We start from the raw sequence: 17265 nt of genomic DNA, 5'->3' as shown, positions 1-17265 counted from the left end.
CGGCAGCAGTGACGGAAGGGACAGCGCGCACCATGAAGGGCTCCCATGCATGACGTGAACGAGGACCCGACGGCTTTTGCCGGACAACGGTCGACCGGAGAGTCGATCGAGCGGGGCGGGGTCGGCCTCAGCGTGACCGACCTGCTGGCCAAGGTCATGACGACCGTCGCCCCCGAGCCGACCGCCACAGGTGCGGAGTCCGGTACCGGCACCACCGCGGCCGCCCAGGACGTGGACCGGCTGGCCGCCGCCGTCGCCGCCGCGGCGGGCCGTCATCTGCCCGACGGGCACCTGTCTCCCGACACGGACTTCTTCGACGCCGGGGGGACCTCTGTACGCGCCGTGGAACTCGTCGCGGCGCTGGAACGCGAGCTGGGTATGGAGATCGGCCTGGACGACGTGTTCGCCGACGCCCGGCCACGCAGCCTCGCCCAGCGATGGCTCCAGACCACCGGGGCCACGACCGTCCCTTCGATCGCGACCGTCCCCTCGACCACGGCCACGTCAGGGACCCCGACCGCCGCCGCACCCGGCACCTGGGCGGCCCCGGGCGCCCTCCCGCTCTCCGCCGCAGGCACCCGCCCGGCCCCCGTGCCGAGCACGCTGCCCGTCCCGGCCCCCCGCACCCCACCGGCGGTCGCGACCACGCTCCTGCCCGGCAGCGCCGACGACCCCCACTCCGTGGCCCGCCGCGAGGACCTCGACCAGATCCTGGCCGACCTCACCCTCGCCGACCGCCTGCCCTGGACCGGCTCGCCCGAGCCACTGCCGCCCCGCCGGATCCTGCTGACCGGCGCCACCGGCTTCCTCGGCAGCCACATGCTCCTCGACCTGCTGCGGCACAGCGACGCCCACGTCTACTGCCTGGTCCGCGCAGCCGACGAGGAGGCGGCCGTCGCCCGGCTCGGCGAGGCGCTCAAGAGCTACGAGCTGCCCTGGTCGTCGGAGGTCCGCCGCCGGGTGACCGCGCTCCCCGGCGACATCCGGCGCCCGCAGCTCGGCCTGTCCGACGACCTGTGGCACACGCTCGCCCACGAGTTGGACAGCGTCGTCGGCGTGGCGGCGGCCGTGGACTTCCTGCGCGGCTACCAGTCGCTGCGGCAGAGCAATGTCGTCGGTGCGCTGACCCTGGCCGAACTGGCTGCGGCGGGCCGGCCCAAGCCGCTGCACCACATCTCCTCGATCGCGGTCTTCAACGAGGTCGGCATCCCCTCCATGGGCGAGGACGACCCGCTCGCCCACGTCGACCGCCTCATCGCGGGCTACGACCAGACGAAATGGGCAGCCGAGGTCGCGCTGCGCCGGGCCCGCGACCACGGCCTGGTGGTCACCGCGATGCGCCCGGGCGGTATCGGCGGCCACACCAAGACCGGCGCCTACAATCCCCAGGACCTCAGCAGCGGCCTCACCTCGGCCTTCGGCCGCTTCCGCACCGTCCCCGCCTTCCGCTACCTGAATGCCGCCCCGGTGGACTGGGTCAGCCGGGTCGCGGTCGGCGTCATCTGCGAACCCGACGCCTGGGGCTACGACTACAACCTGACCGGCGTGCCCAACACCCTCGACGACGTCGTACGGGACATGGCGCTCGGCGGCATGCATGTGCGGGTCCAGGACTGGGACGAGTGGCGTACCGACGCCCTGGCCCGCCTGGAGGCCGATCCGGTGCCCGAACTGGCCTTTCTGGGCCGGGTTCTGCAAAGCCCCACCGCCCTCAAGCTGTGCGAGGCGACGCTGAAGGGCCCGGCGGCCGTCGACGACCGCACCGCCGCACTCGTCGACGCGCTCGGACTCGAACCCGCGGCCCGCTACGACACCCAGGCGCAGCTCAGGACGTTCGAGCGGCTCGCCCGGGACGGCCTCGCCCGGCTGCCGCACAAGGACGACCAGCCGTACCTCTGGTTCTCCGAGACGACCGAGGGCGGCGTGGGCCCGGTCGGCGCCGGTGCCGACACTCCCTGCTCGATGGCGCTCACCCTCTCCATCGCGAGCATGTACCAGCTGGTGAAGGAGCGCAGGGTGGACGTCAGCGGCGAGTTGAGGTGTGCGGCAGTGCACTCCGAGCCCGTGGTCGTGGAGCGTGGCGACGTCTGGATCCGCCCCGAGGAAGGCATCCCGCAGCAGCACGGCATGCGGCACCAACTCCTGTGCTACCGGCTGTCGTTGCGCGACGCCGACGGCGGACGCTGGTGGCTGGAGGGCCGCAAGTACGCCCGGGCACGCCGCGACCTGTGGCGGCAGACCCGCGCGCTGAGTGTCGAGATCGGCCGCGAGGGCGAACCGGCCCACCTGGCGGGCGAGGTCGTCGTGCCCGCGGACAGCTACATCCGCGACCAGATCGACGGCATCAAGGTCGACCCGCGTCTGACCGGCCAGGAGAAGCGGGCCGCCAAGCTGACCTGGCTCGCCTGGTTCGGCCTGGAAATGGGACGCGGCCTGCTCGGCCCCTTCGCCCGGGCCGCCGCGGACCTGCTCGACCTGCGCCGCAACCCCACCCTCACGGAGCGCAACCGATGATCCTCAGAACCACCAACTCCCGGACCAGGCCGATGATCCGCAAGGTCAGGACCACCACGGCCCTTCGCCCGCTCCACCACCGCCTCGATCCGGCGGCCGTCGAGGAGATCCCCTTCCGGGCGGGGGACGGCGTCCGCCTCGGCCTGACCCGGATCGACAGCGGCGAGGCGGACCGGCCCGCCGTGCTGCTCCTGCACGGGCACACCGCGTCCGCCGACATGTTCCTGCTGCCCGAGACCCGCAACCTGGTCGACGTCCTGCTCGACGACGGCTACGAGCCGTGGCTGCTCGACTGGCGGGGCAGCTGCCGGCTGCCGTACAACGAGACCGGCCAGAAGTACACGTATGACGACGTCGCGCTGTACGACATCCCCGAGGCCGTCTCCCACATCCGCCAGCGCATCGGCGACCGGCCGCTGTTCGTGGTCGCGCACTGCATCGGCTCGCTCACCCTGTCGCTGAGCATGGCGGCGGGGCTGGTGCCCGGGCTCGCTGGGGTGGTCTCGCAGGGCGTGTTCCTGACGCCGAAGCTCGCGGGCCGCACCTCGCTGCGGATGTCGGTGGCAGGGGAGCTGCTGAAGTCCCGGATCGACCACGTGCCGGTCGACTTCCGCAAGGTGGGCTTCTGGTCGAAGTACACGCCGCTGTTCGCGCTGGCCTCCCGGAAGGCGAGCTGCCCGGATCCGACGTGCCAGATCCTGCACAACTCGGCGTGGGGCACCGGCGCCTCGCTGTTCGTGCACGAGCACCTGTCCGAAGCCACGCACAACCGGCTGGCGGAGCTGCTCGGCCCCGCGCCGCTGTGGATCCTGCCGCATCTGCGCCGGATCGAGCTCGCCCGGAGCGTGGTGCGCTGGAACGACGGCGACCTGCGCTACCGGGCCCTGCCGCAGAACGCGCTGGATGCGGCCGGCCGCATCGACACCGCCGTCCTGCTGCTGGCGGGCAGCGAGAACGAACTGTGGCTGGACTCCCAGAAGCTCTGCCACGGCGTCCTCGCCCGGCGGCAGCCGCAACTGGACGTGGCGTACACCGAGATTCCCGGCTACGGCCACCTCGACACGTTCCTCGGCCGGGGCGCGGCTCTCGATGTGTTCGGGCACATCCTCGACTTCCTCGGCAAGCGACGGTGACGGCCGCCCCGGAGCCGACTACCGTACTTGCCAGTAACCGGACCGCACTCCAGGAGGCGCCCCATGCCGCAGCTCGATGTCGACGGCGTAGCACTGACGTACGACGACGAGGGGCCGCGCGACGGTGACGGTGTGCCCCTGGTGTTCATCCACGGCTGGACTGCCAACCGGCACCGCTGGGACCACCAGGTGGAACACTTCGCCCGGAACCGGCGGGTGATCCGGCTCGACCTGCGTGGGCACGGCGAGAGCAGCGGGTCCGGGGCACGGACGATCGCGGAGCTGGCCGGGGACGTCCTCGCCCTCCTCGACCACCTGAAGGTCGACCGGTTCACAGCCGTCGGCCACTCCATGGGCGGGATGATCGCGCAGACCCTCACCCTCGCTCACCCCGAGCGGGTCGAGCGCCTGGTGCTGGTCAACTCGATCAGCCGGATGACCTACAGCCGGGGGCGGGGCCTTCTGATGGCGGCATCCACGCTGGTGCCGTTCAAGCTGTTCGTCGCCACCAACATCCAGCGGGCCTTCGCCCCCGGCTACCCGCGCGAGGAGATCCGCGAGTACATCCGGGCCTCCTCGGCCACGCCGCGGGAGGTGGTCATGACGTGCTACGGCGCCATGCGGAACTTCGACATCCTCGACCGGGTCGGCGAGATCCGCACGCCCACTCTGCTGGTGCACGGCTACCACGACATCCAGCTGCCCGTCTCACAGATGCTGCGGATGGCGAAGGCCTACCCGGACGCGGTGGTCCGGATCGTGGATGCCGGCCATGAACTGCCTCTGGAGAAGCCGGCGGAGCTGACCGCGGCGCTCGACTCGTTCGTGACCGGCCGGGCATGAGGTGGTGAGCGGCGCCGGCCGCGTCACCGTCGGCCGGATCGTGTGATCCGCTCGAGCCAACGCTCGAGCAGTGTGGTCTCGGCCGGCTCGAGGGCCGTGGTGCCCACAAGGGCGAGCTGCGCGCGCAGGCGCAAGGCGGCGCTGCGCAGGGGGTCGGTCTCCCCGCGTGCCGTTGCCTCGGCGAGGACCTGGGAGAACACGGCATCGCGCATGCGGTGGGAGAGCGCGGGGTCGTCGAAGAGCGCCGGTGTGGCGATGTGGTTGAGCGCGATGCCGACGTTGGCGGACAGGATCAGCTGGGCGGCGGTCCTCGGCTCCGTGGTCAGTGCGCCCGCGGCCGCGCAGCGTACGAGTGCCGCGACGAGCAGGTCGAACACGCGCTCCCGGGCCTTCGAGCGGGACCACGGCCGAGGGGCGAACATCAGCTGGTAGAGCGCCGGGTACTCCTGCGCGAACGCCAGGTGGCCGTCCCAGCCCGCACGGAGGTCTGTCACCGGGTCGCCGGTCTGCTCCTGCGCGGCCCTGAGCGCGGCGTAGCGCTCGAAGCCGTGGTCGGCGACGGCGTCGAGAAGGCCGCGCTTGTCGCCGAACAGCCGGTAGAGCACGGGCTGGGTCACGCCGACCGCCTCGCAGACCGCCCGGGTGGCGATGTCGTTGTCAAAGGAGGTCGCCAGCTGCTGCTCCGCGGCCTCGATCATCGCCGCGCGAAGCGTGTCGGTCACTGCCATGGGATCGATGATACGGTCCAGCGCTAGCGATGATACGGGTGTGACAAGTCCGGTCAGCTCGACGGCGAATGGGTGACCTTCGGCAAAGGACGGCGACGAGTCCGAACGGAAGCACCACCGCTGACCGCAACCGGCCCGCACGGCCGCCGGTCGCCTACGCGGGGTGATCCTGGGCCCGGGTGTTCGCGCTTTGCACGGCGAGGGCCGCGATGTCGTCCTCGAGCCGTCCGCCGCTGTAGTCGAGCAGCTCCCGGTGAAGCCGGTCGAGCAGCTCGCGGGGTGGCGCCGGGCCTTGTCGCCGCATCCAGTCCGGCAGCGGAAAGAACGCGCCGGTGCGGTCCCGGGTCTCCGTTACGCCGTCGGTGTAGAGCAGCAGCTGGTCGCCAGGGGCGAAGGCGATGGTGTCGACGCAGTAGTGGTCTCCGATGAGCGTCGCGAGGTTGAGGGGTGGCGAAGGGGTGGTGGGCTCCAGGACGCGGATCTCCCCGTGGTGCACGAGCAGCGGCGGGGGATGCCCGCAGTTGAGAAGTCTGACGTGGGCGCCGCCGTGCGGGATCTCGGCGACGAGGGCGGTGGCAAAGCGCTCCGGCAGGTCCTGGGTGGGGTGTGCGGCGCTGTAGCGGGTGATGCTGGTCTCCAGGCGATGGACGATGCCCCTCAGATCGGGCTCGTCGTACGCGGCATCCCTGAAACAGCCGATCACTGCCGCGGCGGCCCCTACCGCGGACAGGCCCTTGCCGCGTACGTCGCCGATGAGCAGCCGGACCCCGTACGGCGTGGCGGCCGCCTCGTAGAAGTCGCCGCCGATCCGGGCCTGCTCCTGGGCCGCCAGGTACAGCGACTCGAGCTCGACACCCTCGATGCGGCGCGGCAAGGGGCGCAGCAGCACCTTCTGCGCCGCGTCGGCGACGAGCCGGATGTTGAAGAGTGTCTCCTCCCGCTGGCGCCGGACATGGCTTCCGTATGCCGCCGCCGCGGTCACCGCGACGATCGCGGCCGCCGTGTACGGGGTCCCCAGGTCGGTGTAGAAGAAGCTGAGGGAGATCATGACCAGCAGGCAGAACGTCCCCAGCAGGACGGTGGGGAGCACCGGCCACATCGCGGCGGCGAGGGCGGGTGCGACGGGCAGGAGGCGGCTGATCGCGATCTCCCTCGGTGTGGAGAACGCCAGGCCGGAGATGAGGACGGTAAGGACCACCGGTGACCACAGGGCAGCTTCCCACCGGCCGCCGTAGGGACGACGGCGCCGCAGCTGTCCGGACGTGATCACAAAATGCATCATATCGGGGTGCAGTGGGCATCGAGCTCCGATGGGCCATGCAGCTCATGCGCGGTGACCCGAGGACGACTGCCCGATGGCGACGGTCGCCGCTGAGTCGCGTCGCTCAGGGGTGCATCCGCGCGCCCTTGAGAACCTTGTCCACCGCGTTGCGCGGCCCGTAGACGGCCATTCCCACCAGATCGAGTCGGTCCTTGCCCACGGCACGTACCGCCGCCCGGTTGTCCCGGTCGTTGCCGGTGCCGAACAGGTCCGAGGTGAAAACGGCGCTCGGCAGCGCGCGGGACAGCGCACGGGAGTGAGCGGCGGTCAGCGTCTCCTTCGTCGCCTCGAAGACCAGCACGGGCTGGCGGAACATCGGCAGATACGAGGTGTCGTCGGCGTCTGTGTAGGGCTCGCCGATCACCTCGGGCGAGGCCGTGCCGAGCCCGCTGACCACGAACGCGGTCACATTCAGCCGCTGCCAGGGCTCCAGGTCGTCGCGCAGCAGTACGGCGATCTTCGTGTCGAAGCGGACAGGCACGTTCTCGTCCCCTGCACAGGCCCCGGTCCCGGCCTCGGTCTCATCGTCGGTTCTCATGCTTCAAGACTCGTGCGTGCGTGCCTTCCCCGTCTTGTACGTTCTTTGCGTGATGCCGCGGCAGGAGGTCTCTGCATGGCGCCCGCCGGTCGCGGGCGTCGTGGAGGTCTTCCACGCCCGCTTCACCGAGCACGCGTACCCCATGCATGTCCACGACGCGTGGACCCTGCTGATCGTCGACGACGGCGCGGTCCGCTACGACCTGGACCGCCACGAGCGCGGTACCCCGAACGACACGGTCAGCCTGCTTCCGCCGCAGGTCCCGCACAACGGCTCACCCGCCACCCCTCACGGCTTCCGCAAGCGTGTGCTCTACCTCGACATGACGCAGCTGGACGAGAGTTTCATCGGGCCGGCGGTGGACGGCCCGGACCTCACGGATCCCGTCCTGCGCAGACGCGTCGGACAGCTGCACACGGCCCTCGCCGGCCGGGGAGACGAATTCGAGGCGGAGAGCGGTCTCGCCCTCGTCAGCGAGCGCCTGCGCGAGCACCTGCGGCCGAGGCAGGCCGTCGGCGGCGCAGCGCCCGACCGCGGCGTTGCCGGGAACCTGCGTGACCTCCTCGACGAGCGGCTGATCGAAGGTGTCTCGTTGGACGAGGCCGCGCGCCTGGTCCAGGCCCACCCCACGCATCTCGTACGTTCCTTCAGCGCCGCCTTCGGCATCGCACCCCACCAGTACGTGACGTCCCGCCGCGTCGACCTGGCCCGCCGTCTGCTGCTCGACGGACAGCCGCCGGGCGAGGTCGCGACCTGTGCCGGCTTCTACGACCAGTCCCACCTCACCCGGCACTTCAAGCGCGTCGTGGGCACGACCCCGGGCAGGTACGCCCGTACCGGGGCCGTCAGTTCTCCCGGCTCCACCTCCGCGCAACTCGGTCAGAAGTTGCCGTAGTTGACCTGCCACGTGGGCAGACCCATGCGGCGCCACACTGCGACCACGCGGTCGCGGTCGTCGAGCGAGACGCGTACCGCGAAGCGGTCGCGGACGTGCCGGTCGAACAGCTCGGCCTTCACCACGTCATCGCGGCGGCCGTCGCCGGCCGCACGCATCCACAACTCGTCGTAGGGGACCTCGTGCCGGCGCAGCCATGCCTCCGTCTTCTCCCGGTGCTCCTCGCCGCGGCCCGAGAGCAGGACGATCACATCGCCGTCGGCACGCCGGAAGGAGTGCAGCGCGCCGCGCACCGACACGTTGAGCAGGTCCTCGTCGCAGCGGGTGAAGTCGTAGGGCCCCCGCTCGCCCCTGATGGCGAGTGTGCCGTCGATGTCGCACATCACCGCCGAGGGCAGCGCGGGGTCGGCGGTGTACGGCTCCACCGACGGCTCGTCGTTCAGCCATGCCTCGGTGAGCCGCCAGCCGCCCTTCCGTGCTTTCGCGTGCTTGTCGGCCAGGATCCGGATGATCTCCTCACCGACAGCCCTGTCCCGCCCGGCGTCGCGCCGTATGCACTCCTCCACCTCCACATCGGTGAAGTCGTGCACGACGAAGGACGCCTGGCCGCCCACTGCCGCCTTCAGACGCTTGGGGATGTGCGGTGTCAGGTGGGTGTTGTCCACGACGACGTCGAAGCCGCCGTCGACCGCCGCCCGCACAGCCGCGTCCTGGATCGCCAGCACGGTCTGCTCGTGCGCGTACGACCGGCCACGCTCGGGTGCCGGGACGTCGAGCATCAGCCGCAGGTCGTCGAGGTTCACCCGGCGCATCCGGCCCCCGGCACCCTCCTGCAGCCGGCGCGCGGCCGTCGTCTTCCCCGAGGCCGGGAGCCCAGTCATGACATGTACTACGGGCACGGTCAATTCTCCTCGTCGTTCTTGAACGGGTCGGACGCTTCCGGCCGGACGGAACGGTAGGTCACGAGCTCCGTGGGTCGCCCGTCCAGGCGCAGGAACATGGCAGGGCGCACGGCTGCGTCCGGCAGCGCCTTCGCGGCGTGGGCGAAAGCGCCCCGGTCGTCCGCGAGATGGACCAGCGACCGGTACGCCTCGTCGATCGCACGCTCGCGGGCGGTCACAGCCTCCTCGACCCGCCTGATCACCCCGCGTACCCAGGCGTCGAACTCGTCGGGCACCTGCTCCAGCAGCGCGTCGAGCGGCTTGCCGCCCGACGCCTCGATGTCCGCCGCCGAGCAACCCAGGGCCTGGGCAACCTGCTTGACGGGCAGGCCGGCGAAGCGCTGGATCCCGTGGCTGCGCCAGATGTCCCGTTCGGTGACGCCGGTGAGCACCTTGTGGAGCCGTACGTATTCGGAGAGCTTGGCCTTGGCCCGTATGCCCGAGGCAAAGCGCAGCACGAAGCCCTCCGCGTCGGTGCCGGTGGCCTCCGTGCCGCCCGGCAGCCGGTTGGACTCGGCCAGGGCGAGCAGTTCGGCGAGCGGCATGGCGGGCCAGACGGTGACGACCGAGCCGATGCCCGTCCAGCAGGACGCCGCCTCGGCCAGCGGTATCTCCTTGCCGACGTTGGCGAAGGCGGCGAGGAGCACGAGGTCACGGCGGTCGCCGTAGTCGACGACGATCCGGTTCTGCGGGTAAAGGATCTCGGCGAGGTAGGTCACTCCGGGCACCAGGGCGGAGGTGTCCTTGCCGTCCAGCAGACGCTGGGCCCAGGTGGCCTGGGTGCTGATGAACGACCCCTTGGACGCGACGCGCCACCGGCCCGCGTAGTGGAAGATCACCGCCAGGCTGCCGTCGACCTTGTCGTACACCTCGAAGGACTCGTCCGGGAGGGCGGGCGCGTACGGCTGACCGGCCTCGTGCTCACCGACGTTGAAGAACTTGGGCAGCGGAAGCCCGACGATCTCTCCGGTGGCGTCGTCGGCGACCAGACCGCGGCAGCGCGTGGTCACCCGGTTCCACACCCGCTCGTACTGGCACGTCCTCGTGTACGTGTAGATCGACAGCGGCAGTTCGGGGTGCGGCTTGCGGGTGACGTACCCGGCGTCCAGCGCCGCCGCCAACTCCTGCGGCGGCAGCAGCTCATGGAGAGTCAGGAATGCCTGGCTCATGTGTTCCTCCCGTTGATGGACCCCGATTGTCAGGTGCGGGAGGCTTCGGAGAGTACCGATTTTCCTGTGGCCGGAGGTACAGAGACACAGGTCACAGCCGTTCGGAGTGCCTGGTGTCGCGGTCCGCCCTGAGCGACCGCATCGCCGGGACGGCCGCCGGGCCGGTGGGTCCGCGAGCGGCCCGACCTCCCCGACACCGCGCGCGCGGCGGTACGCCGCGCCGGCCGGCTCGTCGCCGACCTCGACGACCTCAGCCGGCTGCACGGCGGGGCACTGGACCTCTGTCTGCGCCCGGTCGACCTCGACGAGGCCCTGACCGCGGCCCTGGACAACCTCGGCCCCTGGCGGGCACACGATCGACCGCACGCTGCCGGAGCAGTTGCCCGATGTGATCGCCGACGCAGCGGTCCTCCCGCGGGTACTGACGTCACTCGCCGCGGACGCGCTGCGCCACAGCCCGCCGGACCGGCCACCCCGGTTCACGGCCGAGGTCCGTCCGTCACCTGGAGATCCAGGTGACGGACGGAGCAACCGACGGGTCCGACGACACGTCCCGAGGAGGGCGGTCCAGCCGCAGGACCGACAGCCTGCCCCTGCGGCTCTCCCGCGACCTCACCGAGACCATGGGTGGCACCCTCGAGCCCGACGCCGGCGGACCCGCCTTCGCGGTGCGGGTCACCCTTCCGACGGCGGCACCCCGCACCACCGTCCTGCCGACGCCCGGTGGCGATGGATGAGCGCGACGGCCATGGCGCCTTCGCCGACGCCCGAGGTCACCCGTGCAGACGATGACAACAGCGCCCAGAGCACCATCCATGGCAAGGCACGCCTTGACGAGGTGAGTTCATCACCCGTGAGGACTGCGCCCAGAGCGCGGCGGATGCGGACCCCGCGTCAGGACAACGCTGAATTCGCCGTGTTGTCGTCACCCCCGCCCTCGGGCCGATCTCGGGTTCAGCGGGGGAGGAGCATGTAGGTGTTCTCCAGGTCGTCCTGCACGACGTGGGCTTCTCCCGCGACCGTGCGGATGAGAAGGTCGTCGTCAGGGGTGTGGACCCGATACCGCCAGCCTTGCGGGAGCCGCAGCCGTTGGCCGAGGGTGGCCAGAGAGTCCAACGTCTGGCTGTCGTCCACGGTGTGGGAGTACGCCTGCAGGACGTACGTGCGGTCGTCCGGGGCGATCAGCGCGTGCACGGGTCTGCCGCCGGACAGGAGGTACTCGGTGTCCCGCTTCACCGTGGTCTCGACATAGAACTTCTTGGCCGTCGCCCCGGTGAGGTCGATCTCCGTGGGGATGCGGACCTCGGCCACCCAGCGCGCCTCAAGGCCGTCGAACACCGTGATGTCCCCCCATGCGAACGTCGTGACCTCGTCGATGGTCCAGAAGCGGGGTCCGTTGAGGAACACCATCGGCACCTCGAACTGCTCCGCCAGCCCGCGGGGGTCGAGCGCGTTCCACCGCTTCGGCGGACAGTCGTTGAGACCGAAGGTGTTGTACACGGCCGCCTTCAGATGACCGTCCTCACCCGGCGAGATGAGCAGGATCTCGCCGTAGCGAGCGTTCCGCAGACCGCTCAGGTGGCGGGCCGCTTTCGTCGTGTCGGACATCGCTCCTCCTTCTCACAGCCGGTCTCCGCTCCTCGCGCAGACCGCCTGTGGGGAAAGGCCCGCCGGCGGGCGGGCCCGCGTGGTGCCGCGGGTCGTCCACTTCATCAAGCGCAGCACACGCGTCGTGAATTCGCATGTCGTCCCCGGCGGCGTCCTGGTGGGCGAAAGGCCGTTGACGCCGGGCCGGCACGGTCGGTGAACGGCTCGGGATCAGCGGGAGCCGCGGGTTGTTCTCGGTGCTGCTCACGCGGAGGGGGCGGCGGAGGGCTGGAGCAGGAGGAGTGCGATGTCGTCGGTGTGCCGGCCGGTCGGCCAGGCGTGGTGGACCAGGCTGTCCACGAGTTGGTCCAGTCGCCGCCGACGTCCATGCCGTGCGAGGCGGGAAGGTAGCGGGCGGCGACAACGAGCCCCCGGATGTCGGGCAGGGCACGCGGCAGGAGGGCCTGCTGGAGTCCATGGGCAAGTCCGTGCTTGGCGTCATAGAGACGGGCGCGGTCCAGCGCCTGGGCGATGAGGCCGGCAAGTGAGGTGAGGACGGCGCGCTCGTCGGCGGTGAAGGTGTGCGGGTCGTTGTAGGACAGGATGCAGCAGCCGACAGGTCGTCCGGAGATGATCAGCGGAAGGAATGCCCAGGCCTGCTTGGCGCTGATGGTCGGGGTCTTCGGGTAGAGGCGCGCCATCTCCTGCGAGTTGGCGAAGAAGGAGGGGAGGCCACTGGCCAGGGCCCGCCCGGTGGGGGGCAGGTCGGTGTCCAGCGGCAGACCGTCGAGGCGTTCGATGATCTGTGGGTCGTAGCCGCGGTAGCCGGTGATCTGCAGCCGGCCGGCTTCGGCCTTGGTCAGGATCAGGCTGTCGGCGCCGAAGGCGGGCAGGATCTGGTCGGCAGCGAGGTCGACGACGTCGCGCACGCCGACGGTTTCCGTGAGGGCCGCCGCGAGGTGCACCAGCTGGTAGAGCCGGCCCGCGCGGGCCGCGTCGGGGAGTTGGCGCGATCCGGCGGTCGACTCCTGTGGGCGTGGTCCCGGGGTACGGCTCGGGTTGATGCGGACACTGATGCCGCTGGGGTCCGGGTAGAGCCGGAAGTCGAGCCACTGGTCGGGTGGGCGCAGGGCGGTGAAACAGACGGGTTCGCGGCTGATGACGGCGGTGCGGTACTGCTCCTCGGGGACGGGGTCGTCGAGCCAGGGCAGCGCCTGCCACGGAAGTGCCCCCAGCAGCTGGTCGGCGCTGCGGCCGAGCAGGTCGGCGGCGGAGAGGGTGCAGAACGTGATCCGGCCGTCCAGGTCGAGCGAGAGAGAGCCGCCGGGCAGGCGCTCGGCGAAGTCGGCGGCCGCCGGCGCGGGAGGCACCTGACCGGGGCGAGCGGGGAGCACGGAGACGACACGCGGAAGGTGGGACACGGCGGGAGGCCGAAGCGCCTCGTCCAGCAGGCGGGCCAGGCGCCGGGCACTCGCGGCGAGGTGGCTGCGCTCGCGGCGGGTGATGAGCGCAGGGTGGCCGGCGGGCCACAGCAGTACCAGCGCGCCCCAGCAGCGGCGGACTCCGCTGACGGGTACGGCGGCAAGCGCGAGCCGGTAAGGCAGGGCCGCCGCGGCGCGGGGATAGGCACGGACCATGCTTTCCTGAGAACCCACCCACACCAGGCGGTCCTCGCGCACCGCGTCGGCGACGGGGACGGGAGCCGACAGCGGTGCCCGCCGCCACGGCGCGGTGAACTCGGTCGGCAGGCCGCACATCACTGTCAGGCACAGCAACTGCTCCTCCGGGACCAGCAGATGGAAGATTCCGGCCGAGGCGCCGGTGCGGCGCACGATGGCGGCCAGGGACTCGTCCAGCAGCCCCTCATCGCCCGGCTTCTCATCGTGCCCGGTCATCGGAATGCTCCCCACGGACCTGCGGGGCGCCGGCGCGTGCAGCGGCCACGGGCGGCCTCACGGGTGATTTTCCTGGCCGTAGCGGTCCGGGGACGGTTCGCGTCGTCCTCCGGGTCGCCAGGGGCCGCCGGAGGCAGCAGGCGGCAGGTGGGACCCAGAACGTGTGACGCGGCCGCGCGGCGGGCCGCCGCAGCGTGCGACGCCTGTCCGGTCAGCCCCGCGAGGCCGGCACGGAGCCGCCCCTGCACCCGGGTGGAGGCAGAGATCGTGCGCCGGGCGGCTCCGGCCCCCTGCCGCCGACGCCGGACCCGCCACGCCGCCTGCCTGGGCGGGGGACGCGGCACCGGCGGGTCGCGCCCGCCCCGTCCGGCAGCGCAGCCCCGCACCACGCGCGGCGCGGATCTCCCATATCCGGACACTACGCCCGCCGGGTGATGACGGCACGCGGCCGCCGCATCCCGGTCGCACCGTACGGCTGCGCGTCGACACCCGGGCACCCGGCTCCGTACGCCACGCCGTCCGGTGCACCGGAGCCCGCGTCCGTACGCGCACGATGGCGCCGTGCCGGACCGCCGCCGGCGGATCGGCACTCGTATCGTGAGGGCGTGATCTTTCGCAGGACCGGCACGGGCGGGGGAGACCGGACGACGACTGTCGCGGCAGGGCGGCTCGGCTATCCGGCGGCCGCCGTGGTGTTCGCCATCGGAATGGCCGGGACGACTCTGCCCACCCCGCTGTACGGGCTCTACCAGGAACAGATCGGCTTCTCGGAGCTGATGGTGACGGTCGTCTTCGCCGTGTACGCGATCGCGGTCATCACAGCCCTCCTGGTCGCAGGGAACTACTCCGACGCGGTGGGCCGAAGGCCCGTCCTGCTGGCGGCAATGGCCTTCTCCGCCGCGAGCGCGTGCTGTTTCCTCCTGGAAAGCGGCCTGCCCCTGCTCTTCGCGGGCCGGCTGCTGTCGGGCTTCGCCGCAGGGCTGCTCAGCGGCGCGGCGACGGCGGCCGTCATCGAACTGGCCGGACCCGGTAGGAGGGCCCGTGCCGGTTTCGCCGCCACCGCCGCGAACATGGGCGGCCTGGGCTGCGGGCCGTTGCTGTCCGGGCTGCTCGCCCAGTACGCACCCTGGCCGCTGAAGCTGACGTTCTGCGTCCACCTCGCCCTGGTGGCAGTGGCCACCGTGCTGACCTGGCTGCTGCCCGAGACCGTCGAGGAGCCGGAGCGATGGCCGCCGCTGAAGCCACAAGGTGTGTCCGTGCCGCCCGAGGTGAAGGGCGTGTTCGTGCCCTCGTCGGTGGCGGCGTTCGCCGGTTTCGCCCTGCTCGGTCTCTTCACCGCGGTGGCACCGAGCTTCGTCGCGACGACCCTGGACGTCCACAATCTGGCCGTCACGGGCGCCGTCGTCTTCTCCGTGTTCCTCGCTTCGACGATCGGTCAGTCGCTGACCCAGAAGGTCGGTGTACGCCGTGCGCTCCCCATCGGCTGCGGTGTTCTGGTCGTGGGGCTCATGCTGGTGGCCTCGTCGCTGATCGCCCAGTCGCTGCCCCTGCTCGTCCTCGGCGCCCTGTTCGGCGGTACGGGGCAGGGTCTTGCCTTCCGCGCCGCGCTCAGCCTGGTCAGCGGCGCCGCCCCGGCGCGGAGCCGGGGCGGGACCATCTCGGCGTTCTTCGTCGTCGCCTACGCCGGTATCTCCCTGCCGGTGGTCGGTGTCGGCGCGATGGCCATGTGGCTCGGGCTGCGTGGGGCGGGGTTGGTCTTCGCCGGCTGTGTGACGGTGGTCGCCGCCTGCGCGGGTACGTATGCGGCGCTTCGCCCGCCTGCCGGTCCCTGAGGCACGGCTCCTGGGCCCTGTCGAGCCTTGCGGGCCGCCCCGGGACGAGTTGTCCGTTGCCGGGATGTGGGTGCGTCGTCGTGGACCGTGCCGTACGGATCTCCGGAGTGCCGCACCACCGCAGACGCCCGTCCGTCCGTGCGAAGATCCCTTCGCCTTGTGCTGTGGTGGCGACCGTGGAAGGTGACGATGTACGCGATATCCCTGGGCGACGACGGCGCAGAGCTGCGCCCGCTCGAGCCCTGGCGGGCCGAGGAGTTCCTGGTCCATATCGACCGAGGCCGGGAGTTCGTCGGGCAGTACAACGGGCTGCCCGATGTCGTCACGGACCTGGAGTCGAGCCGGGCGTTCCTTCAGGCCTACGCGGAGAAGGCCGCGGCCGACGCCGGGCGCCTCTACGGCATCCGGACGGACGGCACGCTGGTCGGCGCGGTCCTCTTCCGGAGGATGGACGTCGAGCAGGGCACCGCCGAGGCGGGCTGCTGGCTGGAGCCGTCGGCGGTGGGCAAGGGGCTGGTGACCCGGGCCACCCGTGTGATCATCGACTGGGCCGTGGAGGAGCGCGGCATCCACCGCGTGGAGTGGTGGGTCTCGGCGGTGAACGAACCCAGCATCGCGGTGGCCCGGCGGCTCGGGATGACGCGGGACGGCGTGCTGCGGGAGAGCTGTCTGCACGGGGGGAAGCGGCACGACGAGGAGATCTGGTCGGTCCTTGCTCCGGAGTGGCGGGCGGCCAGGCAGGCGTCGTGAGCCCCTGGCGCAACGCGGGTCGCAGGCGCCGCAGGCAGATGGGCGACCCTGCGGGCCCGAGGACGGCGCCTTGCGTCCGGGATGCCGGAACGGGCGGATGGCCGCACGCGTAATGCGGAGCCCCGCGTGCGGTCCGGCGGCGGAGATGGTGGGTAGGCAGTTGGGCGGAATGCTCAACAGAGAAAGGCCACCGTGCGCGGCTGGGCCGTGTCGGACAAACAGCGCCGTCCGCCCGCAGGGTGGCGCGCGCCAGGCGGGATTTGTCAGACACGGCCCAGGGGGCAGGTGTGTCCCGATTTCAATCGGTCGCCGGCCCCGTCATCCGGTCGGACGGGGCACCGGACCGTGAGGGGGAAAGTATGGCGGCTGGCGAGCAAGTCACAGCTGCAGGACTGCTGATCACCGAGTACGAGCGGATCAAGGACGAACAGCGCGCGCGTATCGGGTTCCGCGACAACCTCCTTTACGCCACGCTCGCCTCCATGGCTGCGGTCATCGCCGCCGCTCTTCAGGCGGACAGACGGCTCGAGTTGTTGCTGCTACTGCCGCCGGTCTCGGTGGTGCTCGGGTGGACGTACCTGGTCAACGACGACAAGATCTCCGCCATCGGCCGCTACGTGCGTGACGAGCTACGCCCGCAGCTCGTGGCCTTGACCGACGGCCGTGGCGACGCGTGCGTCTTCGGCTGGGAGGTCGCCCACCGCAACGACCACCGACGGACCTCCCGCAAGTGGCTCCAACTCGCCGTCGACCTCCTCGCCTTCTGTCTGGCGCCGGTTGCCGCCGTCGTCGTGTTCTGGACAGTCGGTCCGGTGGGGGCACCCTTGTTCGCCGTGTCTCTGGCCGAACTTGTGGTGATCGCCGTGCTGGGGTGGCAGATCGTGCTCTACGCGGACGTGAGGGGGGCACGCGTCGAGCCGCCTGTGACGTAGCCCCGGGAGGACGGGCGCGGTGGGTCTCGCTCACGGCCCGTTGCCGTCGCTCTCCCGAATCTCTGAACCGGTCACAAAGCGTCAGAATCAGATCATTCGAGCGCCCGGAATCCTTTCGAAATGGCATGACGTCTGCTCGAGATCGACCGAGTGTGAGCCGGGCCACGGTGCCGCTACAGTGGCGTGC

15 protein-coding genes are annotated in these 17265 nt (G+C 71.2%); 8 read left to right on the top strand and 7 right to left on the bottom strand.

The features are described from left to right. Window positions 1-45 precede the first annotated feature (45 nt). From ABZ208_RS24535 to ABZ208_RS24525, 3 genes are all read left to right on the top strand, one after another. Complete coding sequence (locus ABZ208_RS24535; RefSeq protein WP_356911614.1) at window positions 46-2514, top strand: thioester reductase domain-containing protein; 2469 nt, start codon at window positions 46-48, stop codon at window positions 2512-2514. Then, window positions 2511-3647, top strand: coding sequence for an alpha/beta fold hydrolase (locus ABZ208_RS24530; RefSeq protein ID WP_356911613.1), 1137 nt, complete (start codon window positions 2511-2513; stop codon window positions 3645-3647). Before ABZ208_RS24535 ends, ABZ208_RS24530 begins: the two co-directional genes overlap by 4 nt. A 63-nt stretch (window positions 3648-3710) precedes the next feature. Further along, window positions 3711-4490, top strand: a complete 780-nt coding sequence (locus ABZ208_RS24525; protein WP_356911612.1) for an alpha/beta fold hydrolase — start codon at window positions 3711-3713, stop codon at window positions 4488-4490. A gap of 23 nt (window positions 4491-4513) precedes the next feature. Here the strand turns inward: ABZ208_RS24525 and ABZ208_RS24520 are convergent, their stop codons facing one another. The 3 genes from ABZ208_RS24520 to ABZ208_RS24510 all read right to left on the bottom strand — a co-directional run bounded on the left by ABZ208_RS24520 (window position 4514) and on the right by ABZ208_RS24510 (window position 7077). After that, window positions 4514-5218 carry a TetR/AcrR family transcriptional regulator gene (locus ABZ208_RS24520; RefSeq protein ID WP_356911611.1) on the bottom strand — a complete coding sequence of 235 codons (705 nt, stop codon included), beginning with the start codon at window positions 5216-5218 and terminating at the stop codon, window positions 4514-4516. Window positions 5219-5372: 154 nt separating this feature from the next. Beyond that, on the bottom strand, window positions 5373-6488 hold the full coding sequence (locus tag ABZ208_RS24515) for a PP2C family protein-serine/threonine phosphatase (protein WP_356911610.1): 1116 nt from the start codon (window positions 6486-6488) through the stop codon (window positions 5373-5375). Window positions 6489-6603: 115 nt separating this feature from the next. Continuing rightward, window positions 6604-7077, bottom strand: coding sequence for a DUF2000 domain-containing protein (locus tag ABZ208_RS24510; RefSeq protein ID WP_356911609.1), 474 nt, complete (start codon window positions 7075-7077; stop codon window positions 6604-6606). A gap of 49 nt (window positions 7078-7126) precedes the next feature. Here ABZ208_RS24510 and ABZ208_RS24505 point away from each other — a divergent pair, with 49 nt between their 5' ends. Then, window positions 7127-7972, top strand: a complete 846-nt coding sequence (locus ABZ208_RS24505; protein WP_356911608.1) for an AraC family transcriptional regulator — start codon at window positions 7127-7129, stop codon at window positions 7970-7972. Here ABZ208_RS24505 and ABZ208_RS24500 read toward each other — a convergent pair. Both ABZ208_RS24500 and ABZ208_RS24495 read right to left on the bottom strand, forming a co-directional pair. Next, the gene (locus ABZ208_RS24500) at window positions 7957-8871 is read right to left on the bottom strand and encodes an AAA family ATPase (protein WP_356911607.1); all 915 of its coding nucleotides are present in this window, start codon (window positions 8869-8871) and stop codon (window positions 7957-7959) included. The genes ABZ208_RS24505 and ABZ208_RS24500 overlap by 16 nt on opposite strands. Before the next feature lie 2 nt (window positions 8872-8873). Continuing rightward, window positions 8874-10082 (bottom strand): RNA ligase, encoded by a 1209-nt coding sequence (locus tag ABZ208_RS24495; RefSeq protein ID WP_356911606.1) that lies wholly within the window; start codon window positions 10080-10082, stop codon window positions 8874-8876. Window positions 10083-10597: 515 nt separating this feature from the next. On the opposite strand from ABZ208_RS24495, the gene ABZ208_RS24490 reads away from it, so the two are divergent. Then, the gene (locus ABZ208_RS24490) at window positions 10598-10819 is read left to right on the top strand and encodes a hypothetical protein (protein ID WP_356911605.1); all 222 of its coding nucleotides are present in this window, start codon (window positions 10598-10600) and stop codon (window positions 10817-10819) included. A 217-nt stretch (window positions 10820-11036) separates the two neighbouring features. Here ABZ208_RS24490 and ABZ208_RS24485 read toward each other — a convergent pair whose 3' ends face one another. Beyond that, on the bottom strand, window positions 11037-11690 hold the full coding sequence (locus ABZ208_RS24485; protein WP_356911604.1) for a hypothetical protein: 654 nt from the start codon (window positions 11688-11690) through the stop codon (window positions 11037-11039). 104 nt (window positions 11691-11794) lie between these two features. Continuing rightward, on the bottom strand, window positions 11795-13564 hold the full coding sequence (locus ABZ208_RS24480) for a GAF domain-containing protein (RefSeq protein ID WP_356911603.1): 1770 nt from the start codon (window positions 13562-13564) through the stop codon (window positions 11795-11797). A 689-nt stretch (window positions 13565-14253) separates the two neighbouring features. On the opposite strand from ABZ208_RS24480, the gene ABZ208_RS24475 reads away from it, so the two are divergent. The 3 genes from ABZ208_RS24475 to ABZ208_RS24465 all read left to right on the top strand — a co-directional run bounded on the left by ABZ208_RS24475 (window position 14254) and on the right by ABZ208_RS24465 (window position 17078). Next, window positions 14254-15396, top strand: coding sequence for an MFS transporter (locus ABZ208_RS24475; protein WP_356911649.1), 1143 nt, complete (start codon window positions 14254-14256; stop codon window positions 15394-15396). Window positions 15397-15585: 189 nt separating this feature from the next. Continuing rightward, window positions 15586-16146, top strand: a complete 561-nt coding sequence (locus ABZ208_RS24470) for a GNAT family protein (RefSeq protein ID WP_356911602.1) — start codon at window positions 15586-15588, stop codon at window positions 16144-16146. A gap of 359 nt (window positions 16147-16505) precedes the next feature. Next, entirely contained in the window at window positions 16506-17078 is a 573-nt protein-coding gene (locus tag ABZ208_RS24465) for a hypothetical protein (RefSeq protein ID WP_356911601.1), read from the top strand. Window positions 17079-17265 lie beyond the last annotated feature (187 nt).

It is taken from the genome of Streptomyces sp. NPDC006208 (assembly GCF_040613775.1).
Lineage (GTDB): Bacteria > Actinomycetota > Actinomycetes > Streptomycetales > Streptomycetaceae > Streptomyces.
Note: the sequence above shows the minus strand (reverse complement) of the source record. Positions and strands in the feature narration are given on the sequence as shown.